Here is a 17460-nt window from a genome sequence, read left to right as displayed (position 1 = left end):
CCCCCGGGGCCGACGCGCCGTCAGGCCACCCAGTCCCCGGTGTTCCGGTGCCGGTGCAGGCCGGCGGTGGCGAACTCGTCCTCGCCGGGCCGCGCCGTGACCCCCAGCCGGCGCAGCGCCCGGGAGACCGGGCTGCCGGCCGGCGGGAACGGCTCGCCCTCCTCGACCCGGAGCGGACCCAGGACGAGGGAGCCGCCCTCCCAGACGGCCGCCCGCTGCTCGCCCGCGCCGCCGAAGTACTCGGCCTCCACGTAGGCCACCGGTCCGCCGGCCGACCAGACGGCGAGCACCCGGTCGAACCCTTCGGGCACCTCCCGGAAGCCCAGGGCGCCCCGGCCGCGGCCGTCGGCGACGGCGTGGAACAGGGCCTCCGTCATCGGCAGCAGCGACAGACCCCGGCCGAGCGCCGCCGTACGGACGGCGGGCAGACCCCGGGCGGCCGTGCGCAGGACCTCCTCGCCGGCGATCACCGCGCTCAGCTCGTAAGCCATTCCAGGGGCCTCCTCGGAGGGGCGTGGGCGGATTTCCGCCCGGACGGACGGGGCCGGACGGTGCAAAGGCAGGAGCCCCGTCGCCTTGCGGCGCGGGGCTCCTTGGGTACTGCACTCGGTGTCTGTGCTCAGGGCCTGGTCAGCCCCGGATCAGACGGGGGTGACGTTCTCCGCCTGCGGGCCCTTCGGGCCCTGCGTGACGTCGAAGGACACCTGCTGGTTCTCCTCGAGGGACCGGAAGCCGGTCGAGTTGATCGCGGAGTAGTGGACGAAGACGTCCGGGCCGCCGCCTTCCTGGGCGATGAAGCCAAAGCCCTTTTCGGCGTTGAACCACTTCACGGTTCCGGTAGCCATAAGCCCTCCTTGGGCCCAAAGGGTTGCCCTGCTCCAGAACCAGCAAGTGTGAAGACGATGTTCTGCACAACTGCGTACGTCTGAAAACGACGAGAGCCCGCGGTCACATGCTCCGCAGGCTCTGTACTGCAAGGGAAACCAAACTGCAACTTGCGGCGAGCCTAGCACGCGGGCAGCCGAAAGCAACAGGGGTCAAGATCACATCACTCGGATGTTTGAACCGTGCCCGAGTGGTTGACGTCGCCCGGCGGCGGGGGGCGAAGCTCACAGCCTATCGGATGGGGTCTAGCCTCGCGATGTGGACAATTCTCGCACCCGGCCGCGCGTCGGCCACATCCAGTTCCTGAACTGCCTGCCCCTCTACTGGGGGCTCGCGAGAACGGGCACGCTCCTCGACTTCGAGCTGACGAAGGACACCCCGGAGAAGCTCAGCGAGCAGCTGGTGCAGGGCGACCTCGACATCGGGCCGATCACCCTGGTCGAGTTCCTCAAGCACGCCGACGAGCTGGTCGCCTTCCCCGACATCGCCGTCGGCTGCGACGGCCCGGTGATGAGCTGCGTGATCGTCTCGCAGGTCCCGCTGGAGCAGCTGGACGGCGCCCGCGTCGCCCTCGGCTCCACCTCCCGCACGTCCGTGCGCCTGGCCCAGCTGCTGCTGGCCGACCGCTACGGCGTCACCCCGGAGTACTACACCTGCCCGCCCGACCTCAGCCTGATGATGCAGGAGGCCGAGGCCGCCGTCCTCATCGGCGACGCCGCGCTGCGGGCCAACCTGCTCGACGGCCCCCGCTACGGGCTGACCGTGCACGACCTGGGCGCGCTGTGGAAGGAGTGGACCGGGCTGCCGTTCGTCTTCGCGGTGTGGGCGGCACGCCGCGACTACCTGGAGCGCGAGCCGTTCATCACGCGCAAGGTCCACGAGGCCTTCCTCGCCTCCCGCAACCTCTCCCTGGAGGAGGTCGGCAAGGTCGCTGAACAGGCGGCGCGCTGGGAGGCGTTCGACGAGGAGGTCCTCGAGCGGTACTTCACCACCCTCGACTTCCGGTTCGGCGCGCCCCAGCTGGAGGCCGTCACCGAGTTCGCGCGCCGGGTCGGCCCCACGACGGGTTTCCCCGCGGACGTGAGGGTGGAACTGCTGCGGCCGTAACCTGCCTCTGAGTTCTCACAGGGCGCCGCGCGCGGTGGCACGGGGCGCCGTACGGGGGAGGGGTGGACGGCATGCAGCCGCTCGGAGCGGACGAGCCCACGGTCGTCGGGCCCTACCGGCTGCTCGGCCGGCTCGGGGCCGGCGGCATGGGCCGGGTCTACCTGGGGCGCAGCGCGGGCGGACGCACGGTCGCCGTGAAGATCGTGCACCCGCACTTCGCGCTGGACGAGGAGTTCCGCGCCCGCTTCCGGCGCGAGGTGGACGCGGCACGCCGGGTGGGCGGCGCCTGGACCGCGCCGGTGCTGGACGCCGACCCGGACGCCGCGGTGCCCTGGGTCGCCACGGCGTACGCGGCCGGGCCGTCCCTGGCCGCCGCGGTCGGCCCGCACGGCGAGCCGCTGCCCGGGCACACCGTGCGGGTCCTGGGCGCGGGCCTCGCCGAGGCGCTGACCGCCGTGCACGACCTGGGCCTTGTCCACCGCGACGTGAAGCCGTCCAACGTGCTGCTCACCATGGACGGCCCCCTGCTGATCGACTTCGGCATCGCCCGTGCCACCGACGGCACGGCCTCCCTCACCTCCACGGGCGTCTCCGTCGGCTCGCCCGGCTACATGGCCCCCGAGCAGATCCTCGGCAAGGGCGCCTCCGGCGCGGCCGACGTCTTCTCCCTGGGCGCCGTCCTCGCGTACGCGGCGGCCGGCGCGCCGCCCTTCCGGGGCGACACCTCGGCCGCGCTCCTCTACAAGGTGGTGCACGAGCAGCCGGAGCTGGGGGAGCTGCCCCCGGGCGAGCTGCGGGACGTCGTCGAGGCGTGCCTGGCCAAGGACCCGGCCGCGCGGCCCACCCCCGCCGAGGCGGCCCGGCGGCTCGCCCCGCAGGGCGCGGCCCGGCTGGTGACGGCCGGCTGGCTGCCGGGGCCGCTGGTGGAACAGGTGGGCCGCAGTGCCGTCCAGCTGCTCAACCTGGAGGGCGCGGCCACCGGCCCGGGCGCCGCGCCGGTGGCGTCGGGACCGGTCGGCTTCGACGGGGTGGCGGTGGAGTCGGACGGGACGACGGCGACGGGGGGCCGCGGGACGGGTCCGGCCGCCGACCGGGCCGCGACCCACGGCACGTTCGGGCCGCCGCCGGTGATGCCCGGGTCCCGGACGCCCGCGGACGCCCCGTCGGTGCCGCACGGCGGCGCGTCCACCGTCGTACCGGCGCCGCGGGAGGACAAGCCCGGCAAGGTGTCCGTCACCGTCGCCGCCGGGGTGGCGCCCGGGGAGGGCGGCCGCGGGCGGCGGATGAGCTGCACGGTCGCGCTCGCGGTGGCCGGGGCGCTGGCCGCCGTGACGCTCGGCTCGACGGTCCTCTTCGACCTCGTGCCCGGCGGGGACCACGACCGCGACAGCGGGGCCGCGGGCGCGCCGTCGTCGCCCCCGGCGGACGGCTCCGACCGGCCCGGCCCGAGCACCGGCGGCCCGTCCGGTCCCAGCGACTCCAGTTCGGGCGCCTCCAGTCCGGGCGCGTCCAGCCCCGGGCCGACGGCCTCCGGCGCGCTGCCCGCCCGGTACGCCGGCACCTGGGAGGGCGAGGGCAGCGGGCTCGGGGGGACCCTGCCCATGGGGACGTTCCGGGTGACGCTCCACAAGGCCGCGGTGGGTCAGCGGATCGGCGAGCTGCGCCAGACCGACGTGCTCGGCTCGGTCTGCGTCGACCTGCTCACCCTGAAGCAGGTCACCGCGAGCGAGGTGGTGGCCACCTCGACCGGCGCCGCGTCCAACCACGGCGGCTGCAACCCGACCCCGCACACCGTACGACTGGTGCCCACGGGCGAGGACCTGACGTACCGCTCGGACAGTGCGGCGGAGGGCGAGCCCGTCGCCCGCATGGCACGGGTCGGGTGAGCGGCGTGCCCGTCGACCCGCTGCTGGTCCTGGCCGCCGCGCTGTGGGGCGCGGTGGCCGGAGCCCTGCTGCCGCGCCCGGCCCACCGGTTCTCCGTGGCCCTTCCGGAGCCTGAACCGGAGGGGACAGAGGCGGAGGCTGTCTGGGGGTACGGCTGGCGGGACGCGTGTCCCGGCGGGCACCCGGTCCGGGGCTGGCTCGGGCCCGCGCGCTGCGCGCCGTGCGGCGGGGTGGCGTACGGCCCCCGCCCCCTCCCGTTCGCCGTCGTCACCGCCCTGCTCTGCGCCGTTCTCGCCGCCGCGACCGGGACGCGGCCCGAGCTGGCGGTCTGGCTGCTGCTCGCGCCCGTGGGCGTGCTGCTCGCGGCCGTCGACCTGGCGGTGCACCGGCTGCCGGACCCGCTCACCCTGCCGCTCGCCGTGGCCGCCCCCGCGCTGCTCGGCGCGGCCGCCCTGCTGCCCGAGCACGCCGGGGACTGGACGACGGCCCTGCTCGGCACGGTCGCGCTCGGCGGCGCCTACCTGGTGCTGCACCTCCTCAACCCCTCCGGGATGGCCTTCGGGGACGTGAAGCTGTCGCTCGGGGCGGGGGCCGTGCTCGGCTGGTACGGCTGGCCGACGGTGATGCTCGGCACGCTCGCCGCGTTCGTGCTCGGCGCGCTGTATGGCGGGGCGCTGGTCCTGGCGCGGCGGGCGGACCGCGGCACGGTGATCCCGTTCGGCCCGTTCCTGCTCGCGGGGACGCTCGTGGGCGTCCTGGTCGGCGCCGGTGCGGCCTGACCTCGGGCGCCCGAGCGGGCTGGCGTAGGCTGGCTCAGTCCGTCCACAACCCTTGTGAACCTTGCGAAAGGGACGCCGGTGACCGAGAAGGCCGACCTCACCCCCATCGATGTCACAGCCGTCCTCGACCGTGCCGCCGCCGGGGGGCGGATCACCCCCGAGGAGGCGCTCGTCCTCTACCGCGACGCGCCCCTGCACGCGCTGGGCGCCGCCGCCGACGCCGTGCGCCGCCGCCTGTACGCGGGGACCGAGCACATCGCGACGTACATCATCGAGCGGAACATCAACTACACGAACGTGTGCGTCACGGCGTGCAAGTTCTGCGCCTTCTACGCCGCCCCCAAGGACACCGCCAAGGGCTGGACGCGCGACCTCGACGACATCCTGCGGCGCTGCGCCGAGACCGTCGAACTCGGCGGCACGCAGATCATGTTCCAGGGCGGCCACCACCCGGACTACGGCGTCGAGTACTACGAGTCGCACTTCCGGGCCATCAAGGAGGCCTTCCCGCAGCTGGTGATCCACTCGCTGGGCGCCTCCGAGGTCGAGCACATGGCCCGGATCAGCGGGGTGTCGGTCGAGGAGGCCATCACCCGCATCCACGAGGCCGGACTGGACTCCTTCGCCGGCGCGGGCGCCGAACTGCTGCCCGAGCGGCCGCGGAAGGCCATCGCCCCGCTGAAGGAGAGCGGCGAGCGCTGGCTGGAGATCATGGAGACCGCGCACCGGCTGGGCGTGGAGTCCACCTCCACCATGCTGATGGGCACCGGCGAGACCAACGCCGAGCGCATCGAGCACCTGCGGATGATCCGCGACGTCCAGGACCGCACCGGGGGCTTCCGGGCCTTCATCCCGTACACCTACCAGCCCGAGAACAACCACCTCAAGGGCCGCACCCAGGCGACGATCTTCGAGTACCTGCGGATGATCGCCATCGCCCGGCTGTTCCTCGACAACGTCCGGCACATCCAGGGCTCCTGGCTGACGACCGGCAAGGAGATCGGCCAGCTGTCCCTGCACTACGGCGCGGACGACCTCGGCTCGATCATGCTGGAGGAGAACGTCGTCTCCTCGGCCGGCGCCAAGCACCGCTCCAACCGCCTGGAGATCATCGACCTGATCCGCAAGGCGGGACGCGTGCCGGCCCAGCGCGCGACGACGTACGAGCACCTCGTCGTGCACGACGACCCGGCGAACGACCCGGTCGACGACCGCGTGGTCTCCCACATCTCCTCGACCGCCATCGAGGGCGGCACGGCCCACCCGGAGCTCAAGCTCCTCGCCCCCAACTGAGCGGTCCGTGCTGACGATCCACGCGGACGCCCGCGGGCACGCGCTCGCCGTGCGGGGCGAGTGGATCGCGGACGCCGGGCCCCTGGCGGACGTGGTCGCGGCGCACCCGCACGCGCGCGTGCGGGAGTGGCCCGGCATCCTCACCCCCGGGCTGGTCAACCTGCACGGCACGGAGCTGCTGGAGGAGGCGTACCACCCGGATCCGCGCGAGGCCGACACCCTGGGCACCGAGCCGCTGACCGGCGACGCGCTCGCCGACCTCGCGCCGGACGACGCCCGTTGGGGCGCGAGCGCCCGGCGCGGGGTGCAGCGGATGCTGGCCCACGGCACGGTCGCCGCGGCCTGCGAGGAGCTGCGCAACCGCGCGGTGCGGGACGCCGTGTGGCGCACCGGGCTCGGCGTGGTGGGCCGCATCGGGCGCCCCGGCGGGGTGCCGTCGCTCGACCCCTACGCCTCGGGCCTGCCCGTCGAGTTCCCGCCGCCCCGCGTGCGGGGGTCCGCCGCCCGCTTCGCCGTGTTCGACGTGCGCGACGAGTCCGAGCTCGCGGAACGCGGGGCGGGGACGTGCGTGGCGACGGTGGTCGGCGGCCGGCTGGTGTACCGCGGGCGCTGAGCGCGCCGGGGTCCGGCGGCGACGGTTCCCCGGCGGCCACGGCCGAACGGCCACCGGCTGAACGGCTACCGACTGAACGCCTTGGCGAACGCGCCGCTTCCCTGCCGCACCCCGCTGCACGTGGTCAACGCGTCCTCGGTGGAGGCGTCCGCGCCGCACTGCTGGTCGCGGAACGCCGACCACATCGACACCCAGCCCATCCCCTCGCCCTCGGCGAACGTGCGCACCTGGGCCGCGTCGGACAGGGTGAACGTCTCGCCGGCGACGTCGTTGACGCCGATCATCGAGGTGAGGGCCATGCCCTTCCAGGCCGCCGCCCCGGACGTGCCGAACACCTCGGCCAGTTGAGCGTGCGCGGCGGTCGCCGAGGTGATCGCGTAGTCGCCCATGTCGCCGTCGTACGACTCGCCGTAGTTCATGGTCATCAGGTTGACCGTGGAGACCTGGACGTCGTACGTGTTCGCCGAGGCGAGCAGTGCCAGGCCGTCCGCGTCGAGCCCGGACGGCATCACCGGCAGGGTGAAGGTCACGCCGAGACCGGGCCGTTCCCGCTGGAGGCGGGCGATCGCCCGTGAACGCAGCGCGACCGAGGCGGAGTCGGTCAACGCGTCCCCCTCGATGTCGAAGTCGGCCTGCGTGGAGCCGGCCGCGTCCAGGGCCGCGCCGTACGCCTCGGCCAGCGCGGAGACGCTGTCGCAGGTCGCCGCGAGCTCCTTGCCGGAGGCGCCGCCGAAGGAGACGCGGACCCGCGCGCCGTTCTTCTTCAGCGCGCCGATCCGGGAGGCCACGGTCGCGTCGTCCACGGCGTGCGTGCCGTTCCAGCGGGGTGTGCAGGCGCTGTCGTCCGAGATCACGAAGGCCAGGTTGTACGTCGTCGGTGAACCGGCCGCGTCGTGGGCGGACGCCTCGGTGGCGTCGACGTACGGCGCGTACGCGGTCGGGCTCTGGTGCTCCTGGCTCTCGTGCTCCGCCGTCCCGGAGCATCCAGCCGTCGCCAGTGCGAACAGACAGGTGAGCCCGGCCAACGGCCTCAGGGAACTCCTCATTGCGCATGCACCCGCTCTCGTGACGTCCGTCCCGCGACCGGAAATCTCTCACACCAGAGCGGCCCGCAGTTCATTTTCTCAGGGAAGTGACAGGTCAGGCCCTTTCTCACGGCTCGCTCACAACGTGAGCAGAGTTCCCGGCACACAAACGCGCCTACTGTCCGGGGCATGCAATCCGAGCCTGCCCTCGCACACCGCGCCGCCCCGCGCGGTCGCCGTCGCAAACGCGGGAACGACTCCGTGGAGGGTCCCGTCTTCGTCGACACCTCCGGCCGCCGTTCGAAGGTGCTGCGGCGCATCGGCCTGCTCCTGGGAGCCGGGTGCCTCGCCTACGCGGCCGTCCTCGGCGCCGCCTTCATGGGCTGGGGCACGGACCTGGCACCGTCGTCGCTGCTGCCGTTCGGCGACAGCGCCCGGGGCGGCCCCGGAGGCCTCCGCCCCGCAGGCGGCTACGGCGATCCGGCCGGCCGGCCGTCGGGCGCGCCCACCGCGGCACCCACCTCCGACACGGTCCCCACCGCTGCCCCCGCGGCCGCCGACTGACGGGAACGCACACCACCACCATGACCACGACGACGTCCTCCCGCGGCCGCCGCCGCGCCCCCAGCCGCATCGAACGGGCGGCGGGCCGGGCCGCGGCGCTCCAGAAACCGCGCGTCATCCTCGCCGCGCTGCTCCTGCTGGCGCTGACCAGCGTGCTGCTCCTCGACGGCTACCTGCGCGCCGAGGTCGGCGGCGACCAGCGCGTGCGCACCGGGGCCAGTTCCAGCGAGGTGCCCGACGCGGTCCTCGACGGCGGCCCGATCCTCACCTTCCGGGGCGGACGGGCCACGACCGTCTCCGTCCCCGACAAGACGATCGCGCTCACCTTCGACGACGGCCCCGACCCCACCTGGACGCCCCGGGTGCTGGCCGTCCTGGAGAAGTACGACGTGCCGGGCACGTTCTTCCTGGTCGGCTCCATGGTGTCCCGCTACCCGGGTGTGGTGCGGGACCTGGTGCGCCAGGGCAACGAGGTCGGCATCCACACCTTCACGCACGTCGACCTGTCGTACCAGGGCGACGCCCGCGTCCGGCGCGAGATCACCCAGACCCAGCTCGCGCTGGCCGGCGCGGCGGGCATCACGACGACCCTGTTCCGCGCGCCCTACTCCTCCCAGACGGACGCCATCGACAACTACAGCTGGCCCGTCTACCGCACGCTCGGCGAGGAGGGCTACACCAGCGTCTTCGTCGACACCGACAGCGACGACTGGAAGAGGCCGGGCGTCTCGAAGATCGTCCGGTGGGCCACGCCCGAGGACGGCGAGGGCGCCTCGGTGCTGTTCCACGACGCGGGCGGCGAACGCTCCCAGACGATCGCGGCGCTGCCCAAGTACATCGAGAAGATGAAGGCGAAGGGCTACACCTTCACCACCGTCAGCGGGGCCCTGGAGGAGCAGCGCGGCGGGGCCCGGGCCGTCGGCGGGACCACCGGTCGGCTCCAGGCCGCCCACCGCCCGGCCACCGGCGTCACCCTCTACGAGGGCAAGGCGCTGGTCGCGGCGGTCGCGGTCGCCGAGTGGACGGTGCCGGCGCTGAGTGTGGGCCTGGTGGTCGTCGGCGTCGCGGTCCTGGGCCGCTTCGCGATGATGCTCGTCCTCGCCCGCCGCCACCACCGGCAGCGCAACAGACGCCGCTTCAGCTGGGGTCCGGCCGTCACCCGGCCGGTCAGCGTGATCGTCCCGGCGTACAACGAGAAGGAGTGCATCGCCCACACCCTGGAGTCGCTGGCGCGCAGCACCCACCCGATCGAGGTCCTCGTCGTCGACGACGGCTCCACCGACGGCACCTCGCAGATCGCGCGGGCCGCCGCCGACCGGCTCGGCATGCGCAACGTCCGGATCGTCCGCCAGGAGAACGTCGGCAAACCCGCCGCCCTCAACAACGGCGTCCGCAGCGCCCGTCACGACATCGTGGTGATGATGGACGGCGACACCGTCTTCGAACCGGACACCGTACGGCAGCTCGTGCAGCCCTTCGCCGACCCGCGCGTCGGCGCCGTCGCCGGCAACGCCAAGGTCGGCAACCGCGACACCCTCATCGGCGCCTGGCAGCACATCGAGTACGTGATGGGCTTCAACCTCGACCGCCGCATGTACGACCTGCTGCGCTGCATGCCCACGATCCCGGGCGCGATCGGCGCGTTCCGGCGGGAGGCGGTGCTGGAGGCCGGCGGGATGAGCGAGGACACCCTCGCCGAGGACACCGACATCACCATCGCCCTGCACCGGGCGGGCTGGCAGGTCGTCTACGAGGAGCACGCGCGCGCGTGGACCGAGGCGCCGGGCTCCCTGAAGCAGCTGTGGTCGCAGCGCTACCGTTGGTCCTACGGCACCATGCAGGCGCTGTGGAAGCACCGCGGGTCGCTGACGGACAAGGGGCCTTCGGGGCGCTTCGGCCGGGTCGGCATGCCGCTGGTGGTGCTGTTCCAGGTGGTCACGCCCGTCTTCGCGCCGCTGATCGACGTGTTCACCGTCTACTCGATGGTCTTCGTCGACCTCCGGGCGGCCCTGCTCGCCTGGCTGGCCGTGCTCGGCGTCCAACTCCTGTGCGCGGCCTACGCCTTCCGCCTCGACCGGGAGATGTACCGCTACCTGCTGATGATGCCGCTCCAGCAGCTCGCCTACCGGCAGATGATGTACCTCGTGCTGATCCACTCCTGCGTCACGGCGCTGACCGGCGGCCGGCTGCGCTGGCAGAAGCTGGAGCGCACGGGCGAGGTCGGCACCCCGGCCGGGGTGGGCTCGTGACCTGGGAACAGCAGGGGTACGCGCATCCCTCCGCGGCGGAGGCGCAGCCGCAGCCGCAGGTGAAGGCAGCCGACGAGCGGAAACCCCCGGCCCGGCACGCGGCCCGGCCGCCCGCCGGCCGGGACCGCTACTTCGACACCCTGCGGGCGCTGGCCCTCGTCCGGGTCGTCGCGTACCACACCTTCGGCTGGGCCTGGGCGGGCCTGGTGTTCCCCTCCATGGGGATCATGTTCGGCCTGGCCGGCAGCCTGATGGCGAAGTCCCTGGAGCGCCCCGCGCCCACCGTGGTCCGCGGCCGGCTGCGCAGGCTGCTGCCGCCGTTCTGGTTCTGGGGCGTCTTCGTCGTCGCCGCGATGCTGGTCCACGGCTGGATGCCCGGCCGGGAGATCGTCCTCTGGATCGTGCCGCTGGGCGACCCGCCGGGCAACGCGTGGGGCGAGCAGGCCTGGGAGATCCTCTGGTACCTGCGCACCTACCTGTGGTTCGTGCTGCTGTCGCCGCTGCTGCTGCGGGTGTTCCGCCTGGCCCCGCCGCCCGTGCTGGCCCTGTCCCTCGTGCCGGTCGTGGTGCTCCAGTTCATCTGGGCCGGCCCGGACGGCCGGGTGGGCAGCGCCCTGTGGGACCTGGCGACGTACCTGTGCTGCTGGCTGGCGGGCTTCGCGCACCGCGACGGCGTCCTGCGGCGGCTGGGGCCGGCGGCGGTGGTGCTGCCGGCGCTGGCCGCGATGGCGTACGGCGGCTGGTACGCCGTCTCCCACCAGGCGGTGTACGGCACGTACGACCTGGACGAGGACCCGCTCGCCCAGGCCTTCTGGTCGGCGGGCGCCGTGCTGCTGCTGATGTGGGCGAAGGCGTACTTCCGCGTCGACTTCGCCTGGCTCACCCGCTACCGCCGCCTGGACCGGACCGTCACCGTCTTCAACGCGCGCGCGGTGACGATCTACCTCTGGCACGAGATCGCCCTGGTCCTCGCCGTCCCGGTGATCGACCGGTTCTGGGACGTGCCCGCCCTGGCCGCGCACCTGCCGCTGGACAGCCAGTGGTTCCTGTTCGGCGTCGGCTGGGTGCTGATCGCGCTGTTCGTGCTGCTGTGCGGCTGGGTGGAGGACGTCGCGGCGCGCAGGAAGCCCCGGCTCCTGCCGTGAGACCGGGCTGCAACAATGGGCCCGTGACCCGCGCATCCCTGGACAAGCAGCCGCACGAAGTCGCTTCGATGTTCGACAACGTGGCGGAACGGTACGACCTGACCAACGACGTGCTGTCCCTGGGACAGGACCGGCGCTGGCGCAAGGAGGTGGCGCGGGCGGTCGACGCGCGCCCCGCGCAGAAGGTCCTCGACCTCGCGGCCGGCACGGCGACCTCCTCGCTGCCCTTCGCCCGGACCGGCGCCTACGTCGTCCCCTGCGACTTCTCGCTCGGCATGCTCCAGGTCGGCAAGAAGCGCCAGCCCTGGCTGCCGTTCACCGCGGGCGACGCGACCCGGCTGCCGTTCAAGGACGACACGTTCGACGCCGTGAGCATCTCCTTCGGGCTGCGCAACGTGCAGGACTTCGACGCCGCCCTGCGCGAGATGCACCGCGTGACGCGGCCCGGCGGGCGGGTCGTCATCTGCGAGTTCTCCCACCCCACCTGGGCGCCCTTCCGCACCGTCTACACCGAGTACCTGATGCGCGCGCTGCCCCCGGTCGCCCGCGCGGTCTCCTCCAACCCCGACGCCTACGTCTACCTCGCCGAGTCCATCCGCGCCTGGCCCGACCAGCCCGCCCTGGCCGAGAGGCTGCGCGGGGCCGGCTGGTCGCGGGTCGCGTGGCGGAACCTCACGGGCGGGGTCGTGGCCCTGCACCGGGGCTTCAAGGAGAGCTGAGTCGCCGCGGAGACGACTCAGCGGACGATCGCCTCGAAGGCGTCCCCCGGCCGGTCCAGTTCGCGCTCCAGTCCGCCCCCGCCCGGTCTCGGCACCCGCGGTTCGCGCACGCCCGAGCCGCCACCGCCCTCCCCCTCGCGGAAGTCGAACCACACGGTGACGACGGCCCCGCGCGGTACCTCGGCCCCGGGTGGCGGGTACTGCCGTACGACGTGGTCGACGACCGTGCGGCCGAACTCGGGCCGGTCGGGCGCGGCCAGCAGCACGCCGTGGGCCAGGGCCGTCTCGCGCGCGTCCACGGCCATGAGACCGACGAGCCTGGGCACGCGCACTTCGGGAGTCTTGGGCGGTATGAGCACAGATGTCACCCCCAGCGGTACTGGCAGGGTAGCCGCCCGGGGTGCCGTCCGGAAGCGCCAAGTGGCTTTCTGTGACAGTCGGTTACGCTGCGTTACCAGTCGCGGGGGCGAGGTCCAGCCGGTAGCAGTGGCCCTCCCGCTGCGAGGCCGGCGTGGTGAACACCTCGGCGAGCCGCATCCCCAGCCGCCTGGTCACCGCGATCGACCGGGTGTTGCGCGCGTCGACCATCGCCACCACCGTCGGCACGCCCGCCTCCCGCACCCGTTCCAGGGTCATGCGGGCGGCCGCCGTGACGTACCCCCGGCCCCAGAACTCCCGTCCGAGCCGCCAGCCGATCTCGATCTCACCCGTGGGACCCCAGTCCCGCGGCCACGGCTGGGCGCCGGTGAAGCCGATGACCCGGTCGGACTCGTCGAGCACCGTCCACAGGCAGAAGCCGTGCTCGGCGTCGTGCCGGCGCTGGCGGGCGGTGAGTTCCTCGTAGACGAACAGCTCCGCGGAGCGGCCGCCGTGGAACTCCATCACCTCGGGGTCGTCGAAGACCCGGTGCCAGGCGACCGCGTCCTCGTCGGTGGGGACGCGCAGCCGTACTACGGGGAGAGCTCGGTTCACGGGGCAGCCCTTCAGCCGGGTGATCAATTCTGCTGAATAGACTGCCCATGTCCAGTGCCGGCCGGCACGCAGATGTCGAACTTGGGGAGATCCCGCCGTGACCGTCGAGACCGAACCCCTTCCCGAGCCCTCCGAGTCCTCGTCGCCCGCCGGGCCCTCCTCCTCCGCCGAGCCCTCGTCGCCCGCCGGGCCCTCCTCCTCCGCCGAGCCCTCGTCGTCCGTCGAGCCGTTCGCCGGGAACAACACCGCCGACGTGATCGTCGTGGGCGCGGGACCGGCCGGTTCCACCACGGCCTACCACCTCGCCAAGGCCGGCCTCGACGTCCTGCTCCTGGAGAAGACCGAGTTCCCGCGCGAGAAGGTCTGCGGCGACGGCCTCACCCCGCGCGCCGTGAAGCAGCTCGTCGCCATGGGGATCGACATCTCCGAGGAGGCCGGCTGGCTGCGCAACAAGGGCCTGCGCATCATCGGCGGCGGCGTCCGGCTCCAGCTGGACTGGCCGGACCTCGCCTCCTTCCCCGACTACGGCCTGGTCCGCAAGCGCGACGACTTCGACGAGCAGCTCGCCCGCCAGGCGCAGAAGGCGGGCGCCCGCCTGTACGAGCGCTGCAACGTCGGCGCACCCCTCGTCGACGACCGCACCGGCCGCATCACCGGAGTGCGGGCCAAGCTCGGCGAGGACAAGCGCGAGGTCACCTTCCACGCGCCGCTGGTGGTCGCCGCCGACGGCAACTCCACCCGCCTGTCCCTCGCGATGGGCCTGCACCGCCGCGAGGACCGCCCGATGGGCGTCGCCGTGCGGACGTACTTCACCTCCCCGCGCCACGAGGACGACTACCTGGAGTCCTGGCTGGAGCTGTGGGACCGGCGCGGCCCCGGCGAGGACCGCCTGCTGCCCGGCTACGGCTGGATCTTCGGCATGGGCGACGGCACCTCCAACGTCGGCCTCGGCGTCCTCAACACCTCCGACTCCTTCAAGGAGCTGGACTGGCGCGAGGTGCTCAAGGCCTGGTGCGCGTCGATGCCCGAGGACTGGGGCTACACCCCGGAGAACATGACCGGCCCGATCCGCGGCGCCGCCCTGCCCATGGCCTTCAACCGCCAGCCGCACTACACCAAGGGCCTGCTCCTCGTCGGCGACGCCGGCGGCCTGGTGAACCCCTTCAACGGCGAGGGCATCGCCTACGCCATGGAGTCCGGGCAGATCGCCGCCGACGTCATCGTCCAGGCCCACGCGCGCGCGACGCCCGGCCAGCGCGAACTGGCCCTCCAGCGCTACCCGCGGATCCTCAAGGACACCTACGGCGGCTACTACACGCTGGGCCGCGCCTTCGTGAAGCTCATCGGCAACCCGAAGGTCATGAAGATCGCCGCCCAGCGCGGCCTGACCCACCCGATGCTGATGAAGTTCACCCTCAAGCTGCTCGCCAACCTGACCGACCCGACGGGCGGCGACGCGATGGACCGCCTCATCAACGGCCTGAGCAAGGTGGCCCCGAAGGCCTGAGGCGCCGACGTCACGACCACACGACGAAGGGTCGCCACCGCTCGGCGGTTGCGACCCTTCGTCGTGTTCGTCGTGCTTCCGTGCCGCTGCCGGTCAGAGCACCCGCACCGCGCCGGACGGCGGGTCGTACGACAGCGGCTTCTCGACCACACCGGTGGACGGGTTCTGCGCGCCCACGAACATGCCGCCGCCCACGTACACCGCCACGTGGTAGGCGCTGCCGGCGCCGCCCCAGTAGAGGATGTCGCCCGGCTGGAGGTTGTCCAGCGACACCTGGGTGCCGGCGGTGGACTGGTCCTGGGAGACGCGCGGCAGGTCGATGCCGACCTGGCGGAAGGCGGCCTGCACCAGGCCGGAACAGTCCCACGAGTTGGGGCCGGTGCCGCCGGAGACGTACGCGTCGCCGACCTGCGCCCGCACGAAGTCGATGACGGCCGCGGCCGAACCGGTCGCCGTGGACGTGTGCGTGGACGTGCTGACGCTGCTGGAACCGGTGTCCGCGGCCGCGGCGAGCGTGGTGCGCTGGGAGTCGCGCGCGGCGCGCTCGGCGGCGGCCTGACGGGCCTCCTCCGCGGCCTTCTTGCGGGCCTCGGCCTTCTTGGCGGCGGCGAGGTCCTTCGCGGCCTCCTTGGCGGCCGCGGCGGCGGCCGCGTCACGCTCCGCCTGGAGCTGGTAGTTCGCGGCGGCCAGCTGCGTGGCCTCCGCGGACTGGGCGACCTGTGCGGACAGGTCGGCCGTCAGGGTGGGCAGTTCGAGCGTCTGCGTCACCGGCTCGGCCGCGTTCGCCGCGGCCGAGGCTCCGGCCACTGCCACGGTGCTGAGGATGCCACCGGCGACTCCGGCCCGCATCGCGATCGTCGACGCGGTGCGGGAGCGGGGTTTCCGGTGGCTGCGTATGTGAGCGGTGTGGGACATGGGTACTAGCGGTACCAGGGGCTCCTCCATACCTTCAAGAAACGTGTGGTGCGCCACAATTGCTCAACGCACGCCCCAACTCCCCGGCGTGTGGTTCTTTATTGACGCCGTAACGGACATTGCGGACGCAAGTGATCATGCCTGTGATCATGGGCTTTCGCTGTTACGCCCGAATTGCCCGCCGCCTACCATTGGTTGAGACCGTTGGCCAACCCCGGTTCTCAGGCGCCTCTCATCATGTGGCGGAGGTCACGGAACGATCACCGGGCCGGCCGCGTCCGACGGCCCGCGGAGCCTCCCGGTCCGCTCGTGAACGCGCGCACGCGGCCGTCCGCCGTCCACATCAGCCCCTCGCGTCCCTCTGATGTGTGAACGCGGTCCTCTACCAAGGCCCCGCGTCCAACGCCAATTTGCATGCAAGGGAACCCTCTTGATATGGAGACGCACCCTCCTGCCTGCGATGACGAGCGAGAATGTCACTTCTTGTGATCACTCTGACGCTTCGCGTATGAAGATCACCGCTGATATGACTTCATGATCCTTCGTCAGGTGGTGGAGATCACAAAGCTTGTGCAATACCCCGTGTCGCAGATCACAGAGTGGCAGGCATAGGATGCGAGGCAGTTGGGCTTGTGACCTGCTTCACATGTTCTCGATCTTCGCCGGGACGAGCGGGGTTCGAGGGGCGCGTGGGGCGGGCGTGAGCCGGACGCAACCGCCAGCAGTCAGTGCCGACTGAGAGGAGCGAGGAGCGGTGAACGCGTATGCGCCCATCCTCGTACTGGGAGCCCTCGGGGCAGGCTTTGCGATCTTCTCCGTGGTCATGGCCACGCTGATCGGTCCGAAGCGGTACAACCGCGCCAAGCTCGAAGCCTACGAGTGCGGCATCGAGCCGACCCCCACGCCGGCCGGCGGCGGGCGCTTCCCCATCAAGTACTACCTGACGGCGATGCTCTTCATCGTCTTCGACATCGAGATCGTCTTCCTCTACCCCTGGGCCGTCACCTTCGACGCCCTGGGGGTCTTCGGGCTCGTGGAGATGCTGCTCTTCGTGCTCACCGTCTTCGTCGCGTACGCGTACGTATGGCGGCGCGGCGGCCTGGAATGGGACTGAGGGGCTCAACGACATGGGACTCGAAGAAAAGCTGCCGAGCGGCTTCCTGCTGACCACCGTCGAGCAGGCCGCGGGCTGGGTGCGCAAGGCGTCCGTCTTCCCCGCCACCTTCGGACTCGCCTGCTGCGCGATCGAGATGATGACCACCGGCGCCGGGCGCTACGACCTGGCGCGCTTCGGTATGGAGGTCTTCCGCGGCTCGCCCCGCCAGGCGGACCTGATGATCGTCGCCGGCCGGGTCAGCCAGAAGATGGCGCCGGTGCTGCGGCAGGTCTACGACCAGATGCCGAACCCCAAGTGGGTCATCTCCATGGGCGTGTGCGCGTCCTCCGGCGGCATGTTCAACAACTACTCCATCGTCCAGGGCGTCGACCACGTCGTCCCGGTCGACATCTACCTGCCCGGCTGCCCGCCGCGCCCCGAGATGCTGGTGGACGCGATCCTCAAGCTCCACCACAAGATCCAGAACTCCAAGCTCGGCGTGAACGCCGAGGAGGCGGCCCGCGAGGCGGAGGAAGCGGCGCTCACGGCCCTGCCCACGATCGAGATGAAGGGGCTGCTGCGATGAGCGACGCGAACGGCACCCACGGCCCGAAGCAGCCGGACGGCGCGAACGAACCTGACGGCACGAAGCAGCCGGGTGGCGCGGACCGGCCGGCTGGGGCGAACGGCGCCCCCGGCACGAAG

Annotated in this window: 18 protein-coding genes; 12 read left to right on the top strand and 6 right to left on the bottom strand. The window is 72.5% G+C overall.

What is annotated here, in order from left to right:
* Positions 1-20: 20 nt before the first annotated feature.
* Positions 21-491 (bottom strand): hypothetical protein, encoded by a 471-nt coding sequence (locus AQJ30_RS31010; RefSeq protein ID WP_067240546.1) that lies wholly within the window; start codon positions 489-491, stop codon positions 21-23.
* A 150-nt stretch (positions 492-641) separates the two neighbouring features.
* A complete protein-coding gene (locus AQJ30_RS31005) occupies positions 642-845 on the bottom strand; it encodes a cold-shock protein (protein ID WP_067240544.1) in 204 nt (67 codons plus the stop codon).
* A gap of 298 nt (positions 846-1143) precedes the next feature.
* Here AQJ30_RS31005 and AQJ30_RS31000 point away from each other — a divergent pair, with 298 nt between their 5' ends.
* From AQJ30_RS31000 to AQJ30_RS30980, 5 genes are all read left to right on the top strand, one after another.
* Entirely contained in the window at positions 1144-1992 is an 849-nt protein-coding gene (locus AQJ30_RS31000; protein WP_067240543.1) for a menaquinone biosynthetic enzyme MqnA/MqnD family protein, read from the top strand.
* A gap of 71 nt (positions 1993-2063) precedes the next feature.
* Entirely contained in the window at positions 2064-3878 is a 1815-nt protein-coding gene (locus AQJ30_RS30995; RefSeq protein WP_067240685.1) for a serine/threonine-protein kinase, read from the top strand.
* 5 nt (positions 3879-3883) lie between these two features.
* Positions 3884-4657, top strand: coding sequence for a prepilin peptidase (locus AQJ30_RS30990; protein ID WP_107119744.1), 774 nt, complete (start codon positions 3884-3886; stop codon positions 4655-4657).
* 78 nt (positions 4658-4735) lie between these two features.
* Positions 4736-5950, top strand: a complete 1215-nt coding sequence (gene mqnC, locus AQJ30_RS30985; RefSeq protein ID WP_067240539.1) for a cyclic dehypoxanthinyl futalosine synthase — start codon at positions 4736-4738, stop codon at positions 5948-5950.
* Positions 5951-5957: 7 nt separating this feature from the next.
* Positions 5958-6563, top strand: a complete 606-nt coding sequence (locus AQJ30_RS30980) for an amidohydrolase family protein (protein ID WP_067240537.1) — start codon at positions 5958-5960, stop codon at positions 6561-6563.
* A 65-nt stretch (positions 6564-6628) separates the two neighbouring features.
* On the opposite strand, the gene AQJ30_RS30975 is transcribed toward AQJ30_RS30980, so the two are convergent.
* Positions 6629-7609, bottom strand: a complete 981-nt coding sequence (locus tag AQJ30_RS30975; RefSeq protein WP_067240536.1) for a chitinase — start codon at positions 7607-7609, stop codon at positions 6629-6631.
* A 240-nt stretch (positions 7610-7849) separates the two neighbouring features.
* Between AQJ30_RS30975 and AQJ30_RS30970 the strand changes: the two genes are divergently transcribed.
* From AQJ30_RS30970 to AQJ30_RS30955, 4 genes are read left to right on the top strand one after another with little or no spacing between them, the layout of a single operon-like run.
* The gene (locus AQJ30_RS30970) at positions 7850-8152 is read left to right on the top strand and encodes a hypothetical protein (RefSeq protein ID WP_067240534.1); all 303 of its coding nucleotides are present in this window, start codon (positions 7850-7852) and stop codon (positions 8150-8152) included.
* Positions 8153-8172: 20 nt separating this feature from the next.
* Positions 8173-10401, top strand: a complete 2229-nt coding sequence (locus AQJ30_RS30965; protein ID WP_067240532.1) for a bifunctional polysaccharide deacetylase/glycosyltransferase family 2 protein — start codon at positions 8173-8175, stop codon at positions 10399-10401.
* A 59-nt stretch (positions 10402-10460) separates the two neighbouring features.
* Complete coding sequence (locus tag AQJ30_RS30960) at positions 10461-11546, top strand: acyltransferase family protein (protein WP_067240683.1); 1086 nt, start codon at positions 10461-10463, stop codon at positions 11544-11546.
* A gap of 23 nt (positions 11547-11569) precedes the next feature.
* On the top strand, positions 11570-12265 hold the full coding sequence (locus tag AQJ30_RS30955; RefSeq protein WP_067240530.1) for a demethylmenaquinone methyltransferase: 696 nt from the start codon (positions 11570-11572) through the stop codon (positions 12263-12265).
* A 17-nt stretch (positions 12266-12282) separates the two neighbouring features.
* Here the strand turns inward: AQJ30_RS30955 and AQJ30_RS30950 are convergent, their stop codons facing one another.
* Both AQJ30_RS30950 and AQJ30_RS30945 read right to left on the bottom strand, forming a co-directional pair.
* The gene (locus tag AQJ30_RS30950; RefSeq protein WP_281200975.1) at positions 12283-12597 is read right to left on the bottom strand and encodes a PASTA domain-containing protein; all 315 of its coding nucleotides are present in this window, start codon (positions 12595-12597) and stop codon (positions 12283-12285) included.
* A 109-nt stretch (positions 12598-12706) separates the two neighbouring features.
* Entirely contained in the window at positions 12707-13237 is a 531-nt protein-coding gene (locus AQJ30_RS30945) for a GNAT family N-acetyltransferase (RefSeq protein ID WP_067240681.1), read from the bottom strand.
* A gap of 253 nt (positions 13238-13490) precedes the next feature.
* Here AQJ30_RS30945 and AQJ30_RS30940 point away from each other — a divergent pair, with 253 nt between their 5' ends.
* Entirely contained in the window at positions 13491-14744 is a 1254-nt protein-coding gene (locus AQJ30_RS30940) for a geranylgeranyl reductase family protein (RefSeq protein ID WP_067240680.1), read from the top strand.
* A gap of 93 nt (positions 14745-14837) precedes the next feature.
* Here AQJ30_RS30940 and AQJ30_RS30935 read toward each other — a convergent pair whose 3' ends face one another.
* Positions 14838-15659, bottom strand: a complete 822-nt coding sequence (locus AQJ30_RS30935) for a C40 family peptidase (RefSeq protein WP_067240527.1) — start codon at positions 15657-15659, stop codon at positions 14838-14840.
* A gap of 754 nt (positions 15660-16413) precedes the next feature.
* Here AQJ30_RS30935 and AQJ30_RS30930 point away from each other — a divergent pair.
* Both AQJ30_RS30930 and AQJ30_RS30925 read left to right on the top strand, forming a co-directional pair.
* Positions 16414-16773 (top strand): NADH-quinone oxidoreductase subunit A, encoded by a 360-nt coding sequence (locus AQJ30_RS30930; protein WP_007383963.1) that lies wholly within the window; start codon positions 16414-16416, stop codon positions 16771-16773.
* A 13-nt stretch (positions 16774-16786) separates the two neighbouring features.
* The gene (locus AQJ30_RS30925; protein ID WP_067240525.1) at positions 16787-17341 is read left to right on the top strand and encodes a NuoB/complex I 20 kDa subunit family protein; all 555 of its coding nucleotides are present in this window, start codon (positions 16787-16789) and stop codon (positions 17339-17341) included.
* Positions 17342-17460: the final 119 nt, after the last annotated feature.

This window comes from Streptomyces longwoodensis (genome assembly GCF_001514125.1).
GTDB classification, from domain to species: Bacteria; Actinomycetota; Actinomycetes; order Streptomycetales; family Streptomycetaceae; genus Streptomyces; species Streptomyces longwoodensis.
Note: the sequence above shows the minus strand (reverse complement) of the source record. Positions and strands in the feature narration are given on the sequence as shown.

Coding starts and splice junctions, on each gene's coding strand:
- AQJ30_RS30995 (WP_067240685.1), top strand. CDS start 2,064: ATGCAGCCGCTCGGAGCGGACGAGCCCACGGTCGTCGGGCCCTACCGG.
- AQJ30_RS30925 (WP_067240525.1), top strand. CDS start 16,787: ATGGGACTCGAAGAAAAGCTGCCGAGCGGCTTCCTGCTGACCACCGTC.
- AQJ30_RS30975 (WP_067240536.1), bottom strand. CDS start 7,609: ATGAGGAGTTCCCTGAGGCCGTTGGCCGGGCTCACCTGTCTGTTCGCA.
- AQJ30_RS30935 (WP_067240527.1), bottom strand. CDS start 15,659: ATGTCCCACACCGCTCACATACGCAGCCACCGGAAACCCCGCTCCCGC.
- AQJ30_RS31010 (WP_067240546.1), bottom strand. CDS start 491: ATGGCTTACGAGCTGAGCGCGGTGATCGCCGGCGAGGAGGTCCTGCGC.
- AQJ30_RS30965 (WP_067240532.1), top strand. CDS start 8,173: ATGACCACGACGACGTCCTCCCGCGGCCGCCGCCGCGCCCCCAGCCGC.
- AQJ30_RS31005 (WP_067240544.1), bottom strand. CDS start 845: ATGGCTACCGGAACCGTGAAGTGGTTCAACGCCGAAAAGGGCTTTGGC.